The organism is Modestobacter sp. VKM Ac-2979 (genome assembly GCF_026967995.1).
Lineage (GTDB): Bacteria > Actinomycetota > Actinomycetes > Mycobacteriales > Geodermatophilaceae > Modestobacter.
The window spans coordinates 363,748-382,412 of record NZ_JAPVBO010000004.1 but is presented as its reverse complement, the minus strand read 5'-3'; the positions used below and the strand labels follow the sequence as shown (position 1 = coordinate 382,412).

19 protein-coding genes are annotated in these 18,665 nt (G+C 72.7%); 6 read left to right on the top strand and 13 right to left on the bottom strand.

The features are described from left to right. Nucleotides 1-109: 109 nt before the first annotated feature. On the bottom strand, nucleotides 110-796 hold the full coding sequence (gene nucS / locus O2W15_RS13905) for an endonuclease NucS (RefSeq protein WP_269179825.1): 687 nt from the start codon (nucleotides 794-796) through the stop codon (nucleotides 110-112). Between the two features lie 103 nt (nucleotides 797-899). Between nucS and O2W15_RS13900 the strand changes: the two genes are divergently transcribed. After that, a complete protein-coding gene (locus tag O2W15_RS13900; RefSeq protein WP_269179824.1) occupies nucleotides 900-1,799 on the top strand; it encodes a hypothetical protein in 900 nt (299 codons plus the stop codon). A 45-nt stretch (nucleotides 1,800-1,844) separates the two neighbouring features. On the opposite strand, the gene O2W15_RS13895 is transcribed toward O2W15_RS13900, so the two are convergent. Next, nucleotides 1,845-3,221: a dicarboxylate/amino acid:cation symporter gene (locus tag O2W15_RS13895; RefSeq protein WP_269164702.1), complete on the bottom strand. Its 1,377-nt coding sequence runs from the start codon at nucleotides 3,219-3,221 to the stop codon at nucleotides 1,845-1,847. Between the two features lie 337 nt (nucleotides 3,222-3,558). On the opposite strand from O2W15_RS13895, the gene O2W15_RS13890 reads away from it, so the two are divergent. From O2W15_RS13890 to O2W15_RS13880, 3 genes are all read left to right on the top strand, one after another. Further along, a complete protein-coding gene (locus O2W15_RS13890) occupies nucleotides 3,559-4,263 on the top strand; it encodes a DedA family protein (RefSeq protein ID WP_269179823.1) in 705 nt (234 codons plus the stop codon). 4 nt (nucleotides 4,264-4,267) lie between these two features. Beyond that, nucleotides 4,268-4,999, top strand: a complete 732-nt coding sequence (locus O2W15_RS13885; RefSeq protein ID WP_269179822.1) for a YqjF family protein — start codon at nucleotides 4,268-4,270, stop codon at nucleotides 4,997-4,999. A gap of 61 nt (nucleotides 5,000-5,060) precedes the next feature. Beyond that, the gene (locus tag O2W15_RS13880) at nucleotides 5,061-6,089 is read left to right on the top strand and encodes a Gfo/Idh/MocA family protein (protein WP_269179821.1); all 1,029 of its coding nucleotides are present in this window, start codon (nucleotides 5,061-5,063) and stop codon (nucleotides 6,087-6,089) included. Nucleotides 6,090-6,144: 55 nt separating this feature from the next. Here O2W15_RS13880 and O2W15_RS13875 read toward each other — a convergent pair whose 3' ends face one another. The 3 genes from O2W15_RS13875 to O2W15_RS13865 all read right to left on the bottom strand — a co-directional run bounded on the left by O2W15_RS13875 (nucleotide 6,145) and on the right by O2W15_RS13865 (nucleotide 8,959). Continuing rightward, entirely contained in the window at nucleotides 6,145-6,390 is a 246-nt protein-coding gene (locus O2W15_RS13875) for a helix-turn-helix domain-containing protein (RefSeq protein ID WP_036340139.1), read from the bottom strand. Beyond that, complete coding sequence (locus O2W15_RS13870) at nucleotides 6,390-6,884, bottom strand: DUF2975 domain-containing protein (protein ID WP_164702315.1); 495 nt, start codon at nucleotides 6,882-6,884, stop codon at nucleotides 6,390-6,392. The genes O2W15_RS13875 and O2W15_RS13870 overlap by 1 nt, the downstream gene beginning before the upstream one ends. A 65-nt stretch (nucleotides 6,885-6,949) precedes the next feature. Further along, entirely contained in the window at nucleotides 6,950-8,959 is a 2,010-nt protein-coding gene (locus O2W15_RS13865; RefSeq protein ID WP_269179820.1) for a methylmalonyl-CoA mutase family protein, read from the bottom strand. Between the two features lie 113 nt (nucleotides 8,960-9,072). Here O2W15_RS13865 and O2W15_RS13860 point away from each other — a divergent pair, with 113 nt between their 5' ends. Next, a complete protein-coding gene (locus O2W15_RS13860) occupies nucleotides 9,073-9,393 on the top strand; it encodes a hypothetical protein (protein WP_269179819.1) in 321 nt (106 codons plus the stop codon). Between the two features lie 9 nt (nucleotides 9,394-9,402). Here O2W15_RS13860 and murA read toward each other — a convergent pair whose 3' ends face one another. Further along, nucleotides 9,403-10,698 (bottom strand): UDP-N-acetylglucosamine 1-carboxyvinyltransferase, encoded by a 1,296-nt coding sequence (gene murA, locus O2W15_RS13855; RefSeq protein WP_269179818.1) that lies wholly within the window; start codon nucleotides 10,696-10,698, stop codon nucleotides 9,403-9,405. Between the two features lie 88 nt (nucleotides 10,699-10,786). On the opposite strand from murA, the gene O2W15_RS13850 reads away from it, so the two are divergent. Further along, nucleotides 10,787-11,392, top strand: a complete 606-nt coding sequence (locus tag O2W15_RS13850; RefSeq protein WP_269164694.1) for a cob(I)yrinic acid a,c-diamide adenosyltransferase — start codon at nucleotides 10,787-10,789, stop codon at nucleotides 11,390-11,392. A 77-nt stretch (nucleotides 11,393-11,469) separates the two neighbouring features. Here the strand turns inward: O2W15_RS13850 and O2W15_RS13845 are convergent, their stop codons facing one another. The 7 genes from O2W15_RS13845 to O2W15_RS13815 all read right to left on the bottom strand — a co-directional run bounded on the left by O2W15_RS13845 (nucleotide 11,470) and on the right by O2W15_RS13815 (nucleotide 18,659). Beyond that, nucleotides 11,470-11,874, bottom strand: a complete 405-nt coding sequence (locus O2W15_RS13845; protein WP_269164693.1) for a DUF2550 domain-containing protein — start codon at nucleotides 11,872-11,874, stop codon at nucleotides 11,470-11,472. Between the two features lie 50 nt (nucleotides 11,875-11,924). Further along, on the bottom strand, nucleotides 11,925-12,314 hold the full coding sequence (locus O2W15_RS13840) for a F0F1 ATP synthase subunit epsilon (RefSeq protein WP_269164692.1): 390 nt from the start codon (nucleotides 12,312-12,314) through the stop codon (nucleotides 11,925-11,927). Nucleotides 12,315-13,010: 696 nt separating this feature from the next. Next, complete coding sequence (gene atpD / locus O2W15_RS13835; protein WP_036340163.1) at nucleotides 13,011-14,456, bottom strand: F0F1 ATP synthase subunit beta; 1,446 nt, start codon at nucleotides 14,454-14,456, stop codon at nucleotides 13,011-13,013. Between the two features lie 90 nt (nucleotides 14,457-14,546). Further along, complete coding sequence (locus tag O2W15_RS13830; RefSeq protein WP_269164689.1) at nucleotides 14,547-15,515, bottom strand: F0F1 ATP synthase subunit gamma; 969 nt, start codon at nucleotides 15,513-15,515, stop codon at nucleotides 14,547-14,549. A gap of 2 nt (nucleotides 15,516-15,517) precedes the next feature. Continuing rightward, nucleotides 15,518-17,155, bottom strand: a complete 1,638-nt coding sequence (atpA, locus tag O2W15_RS13825; protein ID WP_269164688.1) for a F0F1 ATP synthase subunit alpha — start codon at nucleotides 17,153-17,155, stop codon at nucleotides 15,518-15,520. 65 nt (nucleotides 17,156-17,220) lie between these two features. Next, nucleotides 17,221-18,051 (bottom strand): F0F1 ATP synthase subunit delta, encoded by an 831-nt coding sequence (locus O2W15_RS13820; RefSeq protein WP_269164687.1) that lies wholly within the window; start codon nucleotides 18,049-18,051, stop codon nucleotides 17,221-17,223. Further along, nucleotides 18,051-18,659, bottom strand: coding sequence for a F0F1 ATP synthase subunit B (locus O2W15_RS13815; protein ID WP_269179817.1), 609 nt, complete (start codon nucleotides 18,657-18,659; stop codon nucleotides 18,051-18,053). Before O2W15_RS13815 ends, O2W15_RS13820 begins: the two co-directional genes overlap by 1 nt. Between the last annotated feature and the right edge of the window lie 6 nt (nucleotides 18,660-18,665).

Genomic DNA, 18,665 nt, shown 5'->3' with positions numbered 1-18,665 from the left:
CGAGCAGTTTCGCACCAGCGGCCGACCCCGGCGCTACCGGCCGGTAGTTCGGCCCCGTCGCAGGGACCCGCCGCGCGCGGAGCGGGTGGTGGGGGGCGACGGGGTCCTTCTAGAAGAGGCGCTGCGAGGGGTCGTCGGTGCCCTTGAGGACGGCGTAGTCGACGGTCAGGCAGTCGATGCCGCGGTCGGCGGCCAGCACCCGGGCCTGCGGCTTGATCTCCTGGGCGGCGAACACGCCCTTGACCGGGGCCAGCCGCGGGTCGCGGTTGAGCAGCTCCAGGTAGCGGGTCAGCTGCTCGACCCCGTCGATCTCGCCGCGGCGCTTGATCTCCACGGCCACCGTCGCGCCGCCGGCGTCCCGGCAGAGCAGGTCGACCGGGCCGATCGCGGTCGGGTACTCGCGGCGCACCAGCGACCAGCCCTCGCCGAAGGTCTCCACGTGCAGCGCGAGCAGCCGCTGCAGGTCGGCCTCCACGCCGTCCTTCTGCAGGCCGGGGTCGACGCCGAGGTCGTGCCGGGAGTCGTGCTCGACCGACTCGATGGTGATGATCAGCTGCTCGCCGGCCTTGTTGGTGACCGTCCAGGTGCCCGCTGTGCCGCCGTCCGGAGAGTCCGTCAGCTCCTCCTTGACCGAGCACGGCGGACTCATCCAGTTCAGCGGCTTGTAGGCCCGGTCGTCGGCGTGGATCGACACCGAGCCGTCGGCCTTGACCAGCAGCAGCCGGGTGGCCGGCGGGAGGTGGGCGGTGAGCCGCCCGATGTAGTCCACGGAGCAGCGGGCAATGACCAGGCGCACGGACGACGACGCTACCGGCTGTCGGTGCCGCCCTCCGCACCGGCGGGGACCGGGCCCGGACCTGCCCGTGGAACCCCGCGGGCAGCCGAGCCGTGTACTCCCTGTGCGGAACCCACCTGCCCTCCGTCCCGCCGTCGGCCTGGTGCTGGCGGTCCTGCTGCTGACCGCCTGCGCCGAGCAGGGCGGGACCGGGGCCGCGCCGCCCGGACCGTCCGGCGAGACGCCGACGGAGTCGGAGACGGTCTCGTTGCCGGAGGGCGAGGACGCGCTGGTGCTCCAGGTCGCCGACGTCGGCGGCTTCACGACGCCGGAGATGCTGGCCGCTCGGCTGCCGGTCGTGAGCGTCTACGCCGACGGCCGGGTGATCACCCAGGGGCCGGTGCCGGCCATCTACCCGGGGCCGGCCTGGCCCAACGTGCAGGTCCAGCAGGTCGACCAGGCCACCGTGCAGCAGCTCGCCGCCCGGGCCATGGACGCGGGCATCGCGGAGACCGCCGACCTCGGCTCCCCGCCGCTGGCCGACGCGACCTCCACCCGCTTCACCCTGGTCACCGACGAGGGCCCGGTCACCCGGGAGGTCTACGCGCTGCGGGAGTCCGTGGGCGCCGGCGGGCTCACCGAGGAGCAGGAGGAGGCGCGGACGGAGCTCCAGGACCTGATCGACGACCTGACCGACCTCACCCAGGCCGCCGGCGCCGAGAGCGAGGCGCCGGAGCCCTACACCCCGGACGCGGTCGCAGCGCTCGTCCGGCCGTGGACCGAGCCGGCCGACGAGCTGGCCCACCCGGAGCTGCCCTGGCCGGGGCCGGCACTGCCGGGTGAGCCGATCGCACCGGGGGTGACCTGTGTGACGGCGACCGGCGAGGAGGCGCAGGCCCTCGTCGACGCCGCCCGGGACGCCACCACCCTGACCCCCTGGGTGGGTGCGGACGGTGCGCGCTGGTCGATCACCTTCCGCCCGCTGCTGCCGCACGAGTCCGGCTGCGCCGACCTGACCGACTGAGGGCGGGGGTGCTCCCCGGGCGCGTGACCCGGGGAGCACCCGGGCTCAGGCCGGCTGCGGCGAGCGCAGGTCGCCGTCCACCCCGTCGTGCTGCTCGATCGGGGCCAGCGGGTCGGCGGTCCGGGTCGAGTTGAACCGCACCAGGTCCAGCAGCCCCTCGCGCTTGGCCACGATCGTGGGCACCAGCGCCTGGCCGGTCACGTTGGTGGCGGTGCGGCCCATGTCCAGGATCGGGTCGACCGCCAGCAGCAGGCCGACGCCGGCCAGCGGCAGGCCCAGCGTGGACAGCGTGAGGGTCAGCATCACCACCGCCCCGGTCACGCCTGCGGTCGCCGCCGAGCCGACCACCGACACCAGTGCGATGAGCAGGTAGTCGGTGATCGAGAGGTCGACGTCGAAGAACTCCGCCACGAAGATCGCGGCCAGCGCCGGGTAGATCGCCGCGCAGCCGTCCATCTTCGTCGTCGCGCCCAGCGGCACCGCGAAGGAGGCGTAGCTGCGGGGCACCCCGAGGTCGGCCTCGGTCACCCGCTGGGTCACCGGCAGCGTGCCGATGGAGCTGCGGGACACGAAGGCCAGCTGGATCGCCGGCCAGGCACCGGCGTAGAAGCGCACCGGCGACAGCCCGTGGAGCTTGAGCAGCACCGGGTAGACGACCAGCAGCACGATCGCCAGGCCGGCGTACACCGCGCCGACGAATACCCCGAGCGAACCGAGGGACTCCCAGCCGTAGCTGGCCACGGCCTTGCCGATCAGCCCGACGGTGCCCAGCGGCGCGAGCAGGATGACCCACCAGAGGACCTTCTGCACGATCGCCAGCACCGAGCGGGTGACCGACAGGAACGGGTCCGCGGCGTCGCCGACCTTCAGCGCGGCCACGCCGATGGCGACCGAGACGACGATCAGCTGCAGGATGTTGAAGCTGACCCCGCCGTCGCCGTTCCCCTCCAGGCCGAGGAAGTTCGCCGGGACCAGCCCGGTCAGGAAGTCCCACCAGGAGCCGGTGGTCTGCGGGGCCTCGGCGAGGTCGGCATCGACGGAGCTGCGGTTGCCGGGCTGGGTGAGCAGTCCGAGGCCGATGCCGATGGAGACGGCGATGAGCGAGGTGATCGCGAACCACAGCAGGGTCTGACCGGCCAGCCGGGCGGCGTTGGAGACCTGCTTGAGGTTGGCGATGCTGACGATGATGGCGGTGACGATCAGCGGGACGACGATCGCGCGCAGCAGCCCGACGAAGGTGTTGCCGATGGTGGTGAGGGTGCTGGTCAGCCAGTTGGCGTCGGTGCCGGGAACCAGGATGCCGTCGACGAAGGAGCCGGAGACCGGGCCCATCGCGCGGGCCACCAGGCCGAGGGCGATGCCGACGACGAGGCCGAGCAGGACCTGGACCGCGAACGGGACGCGGCGGAGACGTGCGAGCACGGGAGGGTGCCTCTCTGGGCAGGGCGAGGAGGGGACGACGGGAGGAACGGCGCACCTAGCGCGAGGTGGTCATCCGCCCGTGGTCGATGACGCGCCGCCGCGTCAGCCCCCAGCGATCGGTCACGTGCAGGCGAAGGTCCGCGCTGCCCGCCGCCATTCCGCGGCGTGAGCGGGATCATGATCGAGCAACCGGCCCCGGGAGCCGGGGCGGGCCTGCATCCGTCCATGGGCGGAGTCCTGGTCCCCCTCTCGGGGGAGGTCGTCGGGGACCTGAGGGGGATGTGCGCGGCTCACCCGCCGAGCAGGCTCGGGGCATGCCGTCCCCGGGGAGCCGACCGTGACCGACGCCGTGCTCAGCTGGGTGCAGGAGCTGATGGCCTCGCCGTGGGTGTACCTGGTCCTGTTCTCGCTGGCCGCCCTTGACGGCTTCCTGCCCGTGGTGCCGGGCGAGAGCGTGGTGATCACCGCCGGGGTCTTCGCCGCCACCGGGCAGCCCGACCTGGCGCTGGTGGTCGCGGTGGCCACGCTGGGCGCCTTCGTCGGTGACCACACCTCCTACCTGATCGGGCACCTGGCCGGCCCCCGGCTGTACGCGTGGGCCCGGCCCGGGAGCCGGCGCCGGGCAGCACTGGACCGGGCGTCGCGGTTGCTGGCCGCGCGCGGCGGCGTCCTGCTGGTCACCGCCCGGTACGTGCCGGGCCTGCGGACGGCGGTGACGCTGACCTCCGGGGCGGTGGGCTGGCCGCTGCGCCGGTTCACCCCCTTCGCCGCGCTGGCCGCCCTCACCTGGGCCGGCTGGTCGGCCGGCATCGGGTACGTCGGCGGGCTGGCCTTCGAACGCGACCCGCTCCATGGCCTGCTGCTGGGCATCGGTCTGGCCCTGGCCCTGGCTGCGCTGGGCGAGGGGCTCCGGTTCCTGCTGCACCGGCGACGGGGCTCCGACGACACCGCGCCCTCCGGTGACACAGCGCCCTCCGGTGACACCGCGGCCTCCGGCGACACCGGGGCCGAGCGCGCCCCGGCCGAGGTGGGGGCAGGCTGACCGGGTGAGCACCGCCGAGAGCATCACCCCCACCACCCCGCGGCCGGTGAGCCGCACCGTCTTCACCCAGGGCTGGCGGGACGTCACGTTCCTGCACTGGGCCGTCGACCCGGCCCTGGTCGCCCCGCTGCTGCCGGCCGGCACCCGGCCCGACGAGCTGGACGGCGCGACCTACGTCGGACTCATCCCCTTCCGGATGCGCCGGATCGGCCTGCTCGGGGCGCCGGGGCTGCCCTACCTCGGCTCGTTCGCCGAGACGAACGTGCGGCTGTACTCGGTCGACGCGCAGGGACGGCGGGGCGTGGTCTTCCGGTCGCTGGAGGCCGACCGGCTGCTGCCGGTGCTCGCCGCCCGCTGGGTCGCCCACCTGCCCTACCTGTGGTCCCGGATGCGGATCGCCCGCGACGGCGACCAGATCAGCTACCGGGCGGCCCGTCGGTGGCCCGGGCCTCGGGGGGCCGGGGGCAGCATCGCCGTCCGGGTGGGCGCCCCGCTGCCCGACCCCGGTCCGCTGCCACGGTTCCTCACCAGCCGTTGGGGGCTGCACCAGCAGAGCCTGGGCCGGCTGGCCTACTGGCCGAACGAGCACCCGGAGTGGCCACTGCACGCGGCCGAGCTGCTGGACCTCGAGGACGACCTGGTCGCCGCGGCCGGCCTGCCCACGGTGGGCGGCGCCCCGGACAGCGTGCTCTTCTCCCCCGGCGTCGACGTCCGGTTCGGCCCGCGGCTGCCCTGACCGGCACGATGACCCGGCACGCCCCCGACGCGGCACACACGACCCGAGGAGCACGACACTGATGGATCCCGTTCGGTTCGGCCTGGTGGGGTACGGCTTCGGTGGCCGGTACTTCCACGCCCCGCTGCTCGCCGCCGCCGTGGAGTGCGACCTCGTCGCCGTGGCGACCTCCTCGACCGAGCGCCGCGAGCTGCTCAGCCGGGAGCACCCGGGTGTGACCGCCGTCGGGTCCCTGGCGGAGCTGGCCGCGGCCGGCGTCGAGGCGGTGGCCATCTCCACACCCGCCGACACCCACACCGCGCTCACCGACGAGGCGCTCGACCTCGGCCTGGCCGTCGTCTGCGACAAGCCCTTCGCGCTGGACGCCCCCTCCGCCCGGTCCAGTGCCGAGCGGGCCCACCGGCTCGGCCTGCCGCTGGCGCCGTACCAGAACCGCCGCTGGGACTCCGACTTCCGCACCGTCCAGGCCCTCGCCGAGGCCGGGACGCTGGGCCGGATCACCCGGTTCGAGTCCCGGTTCGAGCGGTTCACGCCCGACCCCGGCCCGGCACCGTCCGGAGGCGGCACGCTGCTGGACTTCGGCAGCCACCTGGTCGACCAGGCGATGGTGCTGCTCGGCCCGGTGACGTCGGTCTACGCCGAGTGGCGGGTGCGCCCGAACGGGCTGGACGACGACGTCTTCATCGCCCTCACCCACGCCGACGGGGCCCGCTCGCACCTGGCCGGCAGCTGGAGCGAGGGCGCGCCGGGCGACCGGTTCCGGGTCACCGGCACGGCCGGCAGCTACGTCGTCGGCGGGCCGATGGACGGCCAGGAGGACGCACTGATCGCCGGGGAGACCCCGGCCACGCTCGGGCCGGACTGGGGCGCCGAGCCGGAGGAGCGCTGGGGCCGGGTCCGGCGGGGCGACCACGAGGACCGGGTGCCCACCCTGCCCGGCGCCTGGGACACGTTCTACCCGGCGTTCGCCGCCGCGGTCCGCGGCCTGGGCCTGGTGCCGGTCGAGCCGCGGGACGCCGTCGCCTCGCTCACCGTGCTCGACGCCGCCCGCCGCAGCGCGACCGAGGGCGTCGTCGTCCGGCTCGACTGACGGCCGGGGCGACCCGTCGGTGCCTCTCCGGGTCCGCGTCGACCGCGGACCTCGATCACCGGCGGGCCGCCTGTACGGCCAACGGCTCGGCGTGGTCGTCCTCGACCCATTCGAGGAGGTCGCCGGGCTGGCAGTCCAGCACCCGGCACATCGCCTCCAGGGTGCTGAAGCGGACGGCCTTGGCCCGGCCGTTCTTCAGCACCGCGACGTTGGCGGGGGTGAGGCCGACCCGCTCGGCGAACTCCCCGACGCTCATCTTCCGCTTGGCCAGCTCGACGTCGATGCGCACGACGATCGCCATCAGATGACCGCTTCCATGTCGGTCCGCAGCGTGGTGGCCTGCTGCAGCAGCGCGCGCATGACCACCATCAGCAGCCCCACCACGGCCCCGACCAGCAGCAGCACCAGCAGGAGCACCGGCGGGCCCGGGTCGTCGCTGACCTCGTCGATGATGAAGTAGTACGAGCTCACGAAGGCGCCCAGGAGCATGAGCCAGCCGACGGCCATCGCCGCCACGATCGCGTTGACCCACGGCAGCGACCTCGCGCTGAAGATGCAGTCCGTCCGGACCATGGTCAGCAGCTGCCAGGTGCAGACGACGACGACCTGGACGCACGCCAGCCCCAGGACCGAGACCGCGAGCATCGTCCACCGCACGAGGGACTGCTCCAGCGACGGGTCGGCCAGGTCCGGCAGCATCCCGGGCACGGCCCAGATCTGGGCGGCGACGAGCGCGGCGAACACCAGGGCGAGCAGGAACCGGATCGGGAACAGCAGCGGATGCGCGGGCGACATGGATCGAGATTCGCCAGCTGTCGATCGATTGTCAATAGACGCGCCGCGTCGGCGCCGTTCGTCCCTCAGACGGGCAGGAGCGCCGGGAGGCCGTTCGCCTCGCGGACGACGGCGACCACCTCGGCCATGATGTCGGTGATCCCGAAGTCCTTCGGCGTGAACACCCGGGCCACCCCGAGGTCTCGCAGCCGCCGGGCGTCGCCGTCCGGGACGATCCCGCCGACCACGACCGGGACGTCGTCCAGGCCGGCCGCCCGCAGACCGTCCAGCACCGCAGGGACCACCTGCAGGTGCGATCCCGACAGCACCGACAGTCCGACCACGTGCACGTCCTCCTCGACGGCCGCGGAGACGATCTGCGCCGGGGTGAGCCGGATGCCCTGGTAGACCACCTCGAAGCCGGCGTCCCGGGCCCGCACGGCGATCTGCTCGGCACCGTTGGAGTGCCCGTCCAGCCCCGGCTTGCCGACCAGGAAGCGCAACCGGCCACCCAGCTCCACACCGGTGCGGCGGACCAGCTCGCGCACCTCGGTCAGGGTGGCGTCGGCCGCGCCGGCGCCCGCAGCGCCCACGCCGGTGGGCGCCCGGTACTCGCCGAACACCGCACGCAGCGCGCCGGCCCACTCCCCCGTCGTCACGCCCGCCCGGGCGCAGCGCAGCGTGGCGGCCATCAGGTTCACGTCCGTGCCCGCGGCCGCGCGCAGCTCCGCGAGCGCCTCGGCCACCGGCCCGGGCGCCCGTTCGGCGCGCCACCGCTGCACCGCGGCCTGCGCCGCTGCCTCGACCGCCGGGTCGACGGTCTGGATCGCGGTCTCGAGGTCGGCCAGCAGCGGGTTGGGCTCGCTGGTCGTGTACCGGTTGACGCCGACGACGACGTCCTCGCCGCTCTCCATCCGGCGTCGGCGCTGGGCCAGCGAGGCCACCAGCTCGCCCTTCATGTAGCCGGACTCGACCGCGGCCACCGCGCCGCCCAGCTCCTGCACCCGGGCGATCTCCCCCCGGGCGCCCTCGACCAGCTCCGCGACCTTGCGCTCGACCACCACCGAGCCGGTGAACAGGTCCTCGTACTCCAGCAGGTCGGTCTCGAACGCGAGCACCTGCTGCAGCCGCAGCGACCACTGCTGGTCCCAGGGCCGCGGCAGGCCGAGCGCCTCGTTCCAGGCCGGCAGCTGCACCGCCCGGGCCCGGGCGTCGCGGGACAGCGTGACCGCGAGCATCTCCAGCACGATCCGCTGGACGTTGTTCTCCGGCTGCGCCTCGGTCAACCCGAGGGAGTTGACCTGCACCCCGTACCGGAAGCGCCGTTGCTTCGGGTCGGTCACGCCGTAGCGCTCGGCCGTCAGCTCGTCCCAGAGCTGGCCGAAGGCGCGCATCTTGCACATCTCCTCGACGAACCGCACCCCGGCGTTGACGAAGAAGGAGATCCGGGCGACGACGTCGCCGAAGCGCTCGGCCGGCACCTGGCCGGAGTCGCGCACCGAGTCCAGGACGGCGATCGCGGTGCTCATCGCATAGGCGATCTCCTGCACCGGCGTGGCCCCGGCCTCCTGCAGGTGGTAGCTGCAGATGTTGATCGGGTTCCACCGCGGCATCGCCGTCACCGTGTAGGCGACCATGTCGGTGATCAGCCGCATGCTCTGCGCCGGCGGGAAGACGTAGGTCCCGCGGGAGAGGTACTCCTTGATGATGTCGTTCTGCGTCGTCCCGGCCAGCTGCGCGACGTCGTGGCCGTGCTCCTCCGCGACCGCCTGGTAGAGCGCCAGCTGCCACATCGCCGTGGCGTTGATCGTCATCGACGTGTTCATCTCGTCCAGCGGGATGCCGTCGAACAGCGCCCGCATGTCGCCGATGTGCGTGACCGGCACGCCCACCTTGCCGACCTCCCCGACGGCCAGCTCGTCGTCGGGGTCGTAGCCGGTCTGGGTGGGGAGGTCGAAGGCGACGGACAACCCGGTCTGTCCCTTGGCGAGGTTCCGCCGGTAGAGGGCGTTGGACTCCGCGGGCGAGGAGTGGCCGGCGTAGGTGCGCATGACCCAGGGACGGTCGCGGTCCTTCGGCGCTGAAGGGAACGGCATGCCAGCGGAGTGTAGGGCGGTTACTGGCCAGTAGCCACGGGTGTCCTCCGGCGGTGGCACACTCGGCTCCGGGCTCGCGGCCGGCCGGCCGCCCCCGCCGCAGGGAGGTCAGCGTGCCGATCGACGCCGGGAGCCTGCACTACGCCGTGGGCCCGGCCCTCGCTCTGGTCATGATCGTGCTGATCGCGCTCTTCCTGCGCTGGGCCTTCGCCTCGGGCTCCTCGTCGGGCAAGCCGGGGCGGCCTGAGGAGCTGCTCACCCCGGTGGCCACGCTCACCCGCCGGGAGTCGGCGCTGGCCCTGCGGGCCGTGCTGAGCGACGCCGGCATCCGGTCCACGATCCGCGAGCCGGCCGCACACCGGGCCGACGTCCTCGTCTTCCCCGAGGACCTCGAGCGCGCCCGCGCACTCGCGCTCTCCTTCGGCGGGCGCTGAGCGAGGACGTCAGTCGGGGCGCTGGGTCCGCTCGATCTGCACGCCCACGCCACGCAGCTGCTCGGTGAAGTCCGGGTAGCCGCGGTCGACGTGGTGCACGTCCTGCACCTCGGTGACGCCGTCGGTGAGGAGCCCGGCGAACACCAGCCCGGCACCCGCACGGATGTCGGTGGCCAGCACCGGGGCACTGGAGAGCCGCTCCCGCCCACGCACCACCGCGTGATGGCCGTCGATGCGCACGTCGGCCCCGAGCCGGACCAGCTCGTTGACGAACATGAACCGGCCCTCGAAGACGTTCTCGGTGATCAGCGCGGTGCCGCTGGAGACCGCGGCGAGCGCCACGGCCATCGGCTGCAGGTCGGTCGGGAAGCCCGGGAAGGGCAACGTGACGATGTCCATGCCCCGCGGCCGGTCCGCCATCGCCACCCGGATGCCGTCGTCCAGGGACTCCACGGTCGCCCCGGCGTTGACGAGCTTCTCCAGCGGCACGCTCAGGTGCTCGGCCACCGCCCGCTCGATCACCAGGTCGCCCCGGGTCATGACCGCACCGATCGCCCAGGTGCCCGCGACGATGCGGTCCGGGACGGTCGAGTAGGCCACCGGCCGCAGCTCCCGGACGCCCTCCACGGTGATGGTGGAGGTGCCGGCGCCCTCGATCTCGGCGCCCATCGCGACCAGCATCCGGCACAGGTCGACGATCTCCGGCTCGCGGGCGGCGTTGTCCACGATCGTCGTCCCCTGGGCGAGGGCGGCGGCCATCACCAGGTTCTCGGTGGCGCCCACGGAGGGGAAGTCGAGCCAGATCGAGGTGCCGACCAGCTTGGGTGCGGTGGCGATCAGGAAGCCGTGTTCGTTGACCACGGTGGCGCCGAGCCGCTCCAGGCCGGCGATGTGCATGTCCAGCCCGCGGGAGCCGATGGCGTCGCCACCGGGCAGCGCGACCTTGGCGGTGCCCAGCCGGGCCACCAGCGGGCCGAGCACGCTGATCGACGCACGCATCCGGCGCACCAGGTCGTAGTCGGTCTCGGTGGAGGGCCGCTCGGGGACGTCGATCAGCACCTGCCCGCCGCCGCTCGGGCTGCCGCCGGGCTCCAGCGGGTAGCGCTCGAAGGTCACGCCGCAGCCCAGGCGCCGCAGCACCTCGCTCATGATCGTGACGTCGAGGATGTCGGGCACCTCGTCCAGCGTCGTCCGGCCCGGGGCGAGCAGCGCCGCCGCCATCAGCTTGAGCGCGCTGTTCTTGGCACCGGTCACCCGGACGCGGCCACGCAGGGACGCCCCGCCGGTCACCTCGAAGCACTCCACGCTGCCCAGCCTAGATGCGGCGGCAGATGTCGCCCGACGGGGCGCGGGGCTGGCACCTCGCCCCCCGGTCCGGCCTAGGCTCGGCACCATGACCGTCCGGCTGACCCGCATCTACACGCGCACCGGTGACGCCGGGCAGACCCACCTCGGGGACATGTCCCGGGTGGCCAAGACCGATCCGCGGCTGGTGGCCTATGCCGACGTCGACGAGACGAACAGCGCGCTCGGGGTCGCCGTCGCGCTGGGCGGGCCGTCCGCCGAGGTCACCGAGCTGCTCCGCAGCGTGCAGAACGACCTCTTCGACGTCGGCGCCGACCTCTCCACCCCGATCCAGGAGGCGCCGGAACACCCGCCGCTGCGGATCACCGCCGCCTACACCGAGCGGCTGGAGGCGGCCTGCGACGCCGCCAACGCCGAGCTGCCCGCGCTCACCTCGTTCGTCCTCCCGGGGGGCACCCCGCTCGCCGCACTGCTGCACACGGCGCGGACGGTGTCCCGGCGAGCCGAGCGCAGCGTGTGGGCGTTGCTGACGGTCGACGCGGAGCGGACCAACGCCGAGACCGCCCGGTACCTCAACCGGCTCTCGGACCTGCTGTTCATCCTCGCCCGCGCCGCGAACCCGGACGGCGACGTGCTCTGGGAGCCCGGCGCCCACAGCGGCGTCCACGCCCAGCGCGCGGCTCGCGAGAGCTAGGACCGGGGAAGGCCCGTCAGGCCCCGTCCCGAGGCTCGCCCCGAGCTCGCGAGGGGTGAGGAGGACGGGGTCCTTCTTCAGCGGTCGACCGGCGGGGCGGACTCGATCCAGGACAGGAACCCGGTCACCGTCGAGGAGTCCATCGCCAGCTCCTGCGGTCCCGCTCCGGTGCGGACGGTGAGGATCACGCTGTCGGCGGGCAGGGACAGGTCCTCGGCGGTCGGGCGACGGCGGGCGTCGACCTGGAACTGGGCGCGGCACAGGCGCCGGTTCGGCCGGACCGACAGCGACAACGCGCGGTACCAGAGCAGCATGTCGCCGGAGTACCAGGCCACGCCCACGGACCACCGGGAGGTGCCAGGGGCGCGCAGCCACATGGTGACCGCGCCCAGCCCGGAGAGCAGGAACCGCCGGCGCAGCAGGAAGGCGGCGACCAGCGCGACCAGCAACAGCCCGACCAGGACCAGGACGACGGTGGTCACCGGGCGGGGCTCGTCGGCCGAGGGCGGGTCGGGACGGACTCAGGCGGCGGTCAGGCGTCCTGGCCGGCGGCGCGGAGCCGGGACTGGGCTCGCCTCGCGGCGGCGACGGCCTCTGGGTCGTCGCGGTCCTGCTCTGCGCGGCGGAGCGCCTCGCGGGCCCGCTCCACGTCGATGTCGGTCGAGATCTCGGCGGTCTCGGCCAGGATGGAGACGCCTCGCTCGGTCACCGAGAGGAAGCCACCGTGCGCGGCGACGACGAGGTCCTCCCCGGACTCCGTGCGGATCGTCACGACGCCACCGGGAGCCAGCTCGCCCAGCAGGGGCGAGTGACCGGGCATGACACCGAGCTCACCCTCGGTCGTGCGGGCGATGACCATGCTGGCCTCACCGGACCAGAGCATCTTCTCCACGGCCACGAGCTCGACCTGCAGGGTCGCCACGTCAGTCCTCCAGGGTCATCGACCGCCCGTGCCAGGCCGGTGATGCGGGCCGCCGGTCCGGACGGACGCGGCAGCGGGTCCCTGACACTGTACCGGCGGCCGGGCCCCGGTCCCGCCACAGGCTGCCGGTCCTCCCCGACCACCGCCCCGATCGAGGGAACTGGGCCCCTGCCGACCACGTCGCGGGCCGGCGGGTGGTGAGTTCCGTCAGCAGACGGTGCGGCGGTAGACGACCGTCCAGCGCCCCAGCCGCAGCTGAGGGTGCCACACCACCGACGGCGGTGCCCACTCCGCCGTGTCGAATGGCTCGCTGTCCACGGGCAGCGGTGCGTACGGCGGCCAGCTCCACTCCAGGACGTCGTCAGGGAGCGGCCGGTCGTCGGCCTCCCTGGAAGGCCCCGGTGACAGCCGGCGTGTGCCGGGGACCAGAGAGGTCATTCTGGTGTGCACGAGTCGTACTCCTGTGCGTGACGCCCGCCGCTCGGACGTACCGGAGCACATGTTCGTCACCTGGCCACCCGAACTTGAGGCCCTGCGCTCCCGGCCACTCGAACGGATGGCGTGCCGCCAGCACAGCGGCGCCGTGCGCACGCAGACCGTCACGGCCGGGAAGCGCGACAGCCGGGCACCCCCGAAGGGATGCCCGGCCGTGGCGAGGTGCTGGAACGGCCCCCTCGCAGGGCGAGGGGGTCCTCCTCAGCTCTTCTTGAGCTTGTCGTAGTTCCGCTCGAGGTCCTCGAGGCCACCGCACATGAAGAAGGCCTGCTCCGGGACGTGGTCGTAGTCGCCCACCGTCAGGGCCTTGAAGGCCTCCAGCGTCTCGGTGAGCGGGACGTAGGACCCGGGCTGCCCGGTGAACGCCTCGGCGACGAACATGTTCTGCGAGAGGAACCGCTCGATGCGACGGGCGCGGTTGACGGTGAGCTTGTCCTCTTCGCCGAGCTCGTCGATGCCGAGGATCGCGATGATGTCCTGCAGCTCCTGGTAACGCTGCAGGATCCGCTGGACCTCACGGGCGGTGTCGTAGTGCTCCTGCCCGATGTACTGCGCGTCAAGGATCCGGCTGGTGGAGTCCAGCGGGTCGACGGCCGGGTAGATGCCCTTCTCCGAGATCGGCCGGGAGAGCACGGTCGTCGCGTCGAGGTGGGCGAACGTGGTGTGCGGCGCCGGGTCGGTGATGTCGTCGGCGGGCACGTAGATCGCCTGCAGCGAGGTGATGGACCGACCCCGCGTGGAGGTGATCCGCTCCTGGAGAGTGCCCATCTCGTCGGCCAGGGTCGGCTGGTAGCCCACCGCGGAGGGCATGCGCCCCAGCAGCGTGGAGACCTCGGAGCCGGCCTGGGTGAACCGGAAGATGTTGTCGATGAAGAGCAGCACGTCCTGGTCCTGCTCGTCGCGGAAGTACTCCGCCATCGTCAGGGCCGACAGGGCCACGCGGAGCCGGGTGCCCGGCGGCTCGTCCATCTGGCCGAAGACCAGTGCAGTCGAGTTGATGACACCGGACTCGGTCATCTCGGTGATGAGGTCGTTGCCCTCACGGGTGCGCTCCCCGACGCCGGCGAACACCGACACACCACCGAACTCCTGGGCGACGCGACGGATCATCTCCTGGATGAGCACCGTCTTGCCGACACCGGCACCGCCGAAGAGGCCGATCTTCCCACCGCGGACGTAGGGGGTCAGCAGGTCGATGACCTTGATCCCCGTCTCCAGCAGCTCGGTACGGCCTTCCAGTTGGTCGAACTTGGGCGCGTTGCGGTGGATCGACCAGTGCAGGGCGTCCTCGGCGTAGCCCGGGGTGTCCAGGCACTCCCCCAGGGCGTTGAACACGTGGCCGGTCACCACGTCGCCGACGGGCACCATGATCGGGGACCCGGTGTCGCTCACCGGGGCGCCGCGGACCAGACCGTCGGTCGGGGCCATCGAGATGGTGCGGACCACGTTGTCGCCCAGGTGCTGGGCGACCTCGAGGGTCAGCGTCTTGCCCAGGTCGGCGAGGGTGACCTCGACCTTGAGGGCGTTGAAGAGCTCGGGCATCGCGTCGCGGGGGAACTCGACGTCGACGACCGGGCCCGTGACCCGGACGACGCGGCCTGCGCCGACGGTCTCCTGGCTGGACGGACGTTCCTCGGTGACGGTCATCTGTGCTGCTCTCCTGCCCTCGGGCTCGGTGGTCTCGCGTCTTGATGGTCCCCGTCCGCGGCGGTCGGTGCCGCGGACGGGGCGGGTGGCTCAGTCGTCGGCGTTGGCCGACACGAGTGCGTCAGCACCGCCGACGATCTCGCTGATCTCCTGGGTGATCTCCGCCTGACGGGCCGCGTTGGCCTGCCGGGAGAGGTTCTTGGCCAGCTCCTCGGCGTTGTCCGACGCCGACTTCATCGCCCGGCGGCGCGACGCCGACTCCGAGGCGGCTGCCTCGAGCAGCGCCGCGTAGATCCGGGTGGTCACGTACTTCGGCAGCAACGCGTCCAGCAACTGCTCGGGCGACGGCTCGAACTCGTACGACGGCGTGATGTCGGAGCTGCGCGACTCCTCGACCTGTGCGTCGCGGTCGTCCCGCAGCTCGTCGACCTCCTCCACGACCAGTGGCGCCATGCGGTTGGCCACCGGCACCTGGGAGAGCAGGGAGCGGAACTCGGTGTAGACGATGTGCAGTTCGTCCACGCCGAGCACGTCGTCGGCACCGCCGCCGGTCTCGTCGTCGTCCTCACCTGCGGTGAAGGCGGCGATGAGGGTGCGGCCGATGTCCTGCGCGTTCTCGTACCCGGGCTGCTCGGAGAACCCGCTCCAGGTCTCCTCCACGTCCCGGTCGCGGAACCGGTAGTACGTCTCGCCCTTGCGTCCGACGACGTAGAGCAGCGGCTCCTTGCCCTCGTCGCGGAGCAGGGCGAGGAGCTCCTCGGTCCGGCGCAGCACGTTGACGTTGTACGAGCCGGCGAACCCACGGTCGGAGGTGACCACCAGGACGGCGACCCGCCGGGGGTTCTCCCGGTCGGTCAGCAGCGGGTGGTCCAGGCTCGCCGAGCCCGCCAGCGCCGACAGCACGCGGGTGATCTCCCGGGCGTAGGGCTTGGAGGCCTCCACCCGGGCCTGGGCACGGACGATGCGCGCGGCAGCGATCAGCTCCTGAGCCGAGAAGATCTTCTTCGTCGACTGGGTGGAGCGGATCCGGCGGCGCAGCGCGCGGAGGGAACCAGCCATCGTCAGCCGGCCCGCTTGACCTGGACGGTCTCCTGGCCCCGCTCACGAGCGTCCATGGCCTCGGCCTCGGGCTCGTTGACCTGCAGCGACTCACCGTCGGAGGTCGTGAACCGACCGTAGAAGGTCTCGACCGCGGACTCGAGGCTGGCGATGGTGTCGTCCTCGAGCTTCTTCGAGGTCCGGATCGAGTCGAAGACGACGTTGTCGCCCCGGTCGACGAACTCCAGGAACTCCGACTCGAAGCGGCGGACGTCGGCCACCGGCACCTTGTCCAGCTTCCCGGTGGTGCCCAGCCACAGCGAGACGACCTCGCGCTCGACCGGGTACGGGGAGTACTGGCCCTGCTTGAGCAGCTCGACCAGACGCTGCCCCCGCTCCAGGGTCGCCCGGCTGGAGGCATCCAGGTCGGAGGAGAAGGAGGCGAAGGCCTCCAGCTCTCGGAACTGGGCCAGGTCCAGGCGCAGTCGACCGGCGACCGACTTCATCGCCTTGATCTGCGCCGAACCGCCGACCCGGGACACCGACACGCCCACGTTGATCGCCGGGCGGACACCGGAGTTGAAGAGGCCGGTCTCCAGGAAGATCTGGCCGTCGGTGATCGAGATGACGTTGGTCGGGATGTACGCCGAGACGTCGTTGCCCTTGGTCTCGATGAGCGGCAGACCGGTCATCGAGCCCGCACCCAGCTCGTCGTTCAGCTTGGCGCAACGCTCCAGCAGGCGGGAGTGCAAGTAGAAGACGTCGCCGGGGTAGGCCTCACGGCCCGGCGGGCGGCGCAGCAGCAGCGACACGGCGCGGTAGGCCTCGGCCTGCTTGGACAGGTCGTCGAACACGATGAGGACGTGCTTGCCCTCGTACATCCAGTGCTGGCCGATGGCCGAGCCGGTGTAGGGGGCGATGTACTTGAAGCCGGCGGCCTCGGAGGCGGGGGCGGCGACGATGGTCGTGTACTCCAACGCGCCGGCGTCCTCGAGCGCGGCCTTGGTCGCCGCGATCGTCGACCCCTTCTGGCCGACCGCCACGTAGATGCAGCGCACCTGCTGGGCCGGGTCACCGGTCGCCCAGGCCTGCTTCTGGTTGATGATCGTGTCCAGCGCGATCGCCGACTTGCCGGTCTGCCGGTCGCCGATGATCAGCTGCCGCTGACCGCGGCCGATCGGCGTCATGGCGTCGATGGCCTTGATGCCGGTCTGCATCGGCTCGTGCACCGACTGCCGCTGCACCACGGTCGGCGCCTGCAGCTCCAGGGCGCGCCGGGTGGTGGTCTCGATCGGGCTGCCGCCGTCGATGGCGTTGCCCAGCGGGTCGACGACCCGGCCGAGGAAGCCGTCGCCGACGGGGACCGAGAGGACCTCGCCGGTCCGGCGGACCGTCTGGCCCTCCTCGATGCCGGAGAAGTCACCCAGGATGACGACGCCGACCTCGCGCACGTCGAGGTTCAGGGCCAGGCCACGCACGCCGCCCTCGAACTCGAGCAGCTCGTTGGTCATGACCGAGGGCAGGCCCTCGACCCGGGCGATCCCGTCGCCGGACTCGGTGACGACCCCGACCTCTTCCCGGGAGACGTCCGGGGTGTAGTCGGTGACGTAGTTCTGGATGGCACTGCGGATCTCGTCCGCGGAGATCGTCAGCTCGGCCATGGCTCTGCGTCCTCTTCCTGCTGGTGTCTGTGGTGGTGCGGTGCGGCGGTGCCGGTCGAGCTGGTTCAGCCGGCGAGCCGCCGGCCGCTGGCCTCGAGTCGCGCAGCGATGCTGCCGTTGATGACCTCGTCGTCCACCCGGACGACCAGGCCACCGAGCACGTCGGGGTCGACCTGGACCTGCAGGCCCATCGTCCGCCCGTAGAGCCGGCCGAGCACGTCGATGAGCCGCTGCTCCTGCGCGGCCGTCAACGGGACGGCGGAGGTCACGTGGGCGACCGAACGTCCCCGGCGGCGCGCGGCCATCGTGGACAGCCGCTCGACCTCGTTCTCCGGGTTGTGCACGTGCGAGCTGGTCAGTGCGTTCCGCACCAGCCGCTCGGTCACCGGGCTGACCCGGCCGGAGAGCAGCCGGTCGAGGAGGGCGGTCTTGCCCTCCCGCGGCGCGGACCGGTCACCCAGGATGCGGGCGAGGTCGGCGTCACCGGCCACGATGCGGCCGAAGCGGAACAGCTCGTCCTCCACCCCCTCCAGCTCGCCACGCGCGTCGGCGGCATCCAGGGCCGCCTCGGTGCCGAGGGTCTCGGTGGCCTCCACGAGGTCCCGCGGGCGGGACCAGCGCTGCCGGGCGACCGTCTCGACGACCGACAGGGTGTCGGCACCGAGCTGGCCGGAGAGCAGCCGCTGAGCCAGGCCGGCGCGGTCGTCGGGCCGCACGGAGGCGTCCGACAGCGCGCGCCGCAGCGACGGCTGGCTGTCCAGCAGGTTCGCCACCGCGAAGAGCTCGTCGGCCAGGGTGAGCAGGACGTCACCGTGGTTGCGGCTGCGAGCCCCCTGCGACTTCTCCTGGAGGCTCGCCCGCGACTCCTCCATCGCGGCCCGGCTGGAGGCGTGCATCAGCGCTTGCCCTCGGGGACGTACACCGAGCTGCCGGTGTTGGCGCCCTCCGCCGGCTGCACCGCGCCGTTCCCGGCGGGGTTGCTCGCGGCCATCTGGTCCAGCTCGTCGAGGAACCGGTCGACGGTCCCGCTGCGGCGGGCGTCGTCGGCCAGGGACTCGCCGACCACCCGGCCGGCCAGCTCGACGGCGAGGCTGCCGATCTGGCCACGCAGCTCGGCCACGACCTGCTGACGGGAGGCAGTGAGCTGCTCCTCGCCGCGGGCCACGATCCGGGCCGACTCCTCCTGGGCCTGGGTGCGCAGCTGCTCGATGATCTGCTGCCCCTCGGCCCGGGCGGAGTCCCGGATCTGGGCGGCCTCGTTGCGGGCCTCGGCGAGCTGGGCCCGGTACTGCTCCAGCGCTGCCTTGGCCTCGGCCTGCATGGCCTCGGCCCGCTCGATCCCGCCCTCGATCGCAGCGCGCCGGGCCTGGAAGACCTGCTCGAACCGTGGCGCGACGAACTTGACCACCACGAACAGCAGGACCGCGAAGGCGATCAAGCCGACGATGATCTCGCCGAAGGGCGGGAGGAGCGGGTTCGCGCTCTCCGCAGCCAGGATGCTCATGCTCTC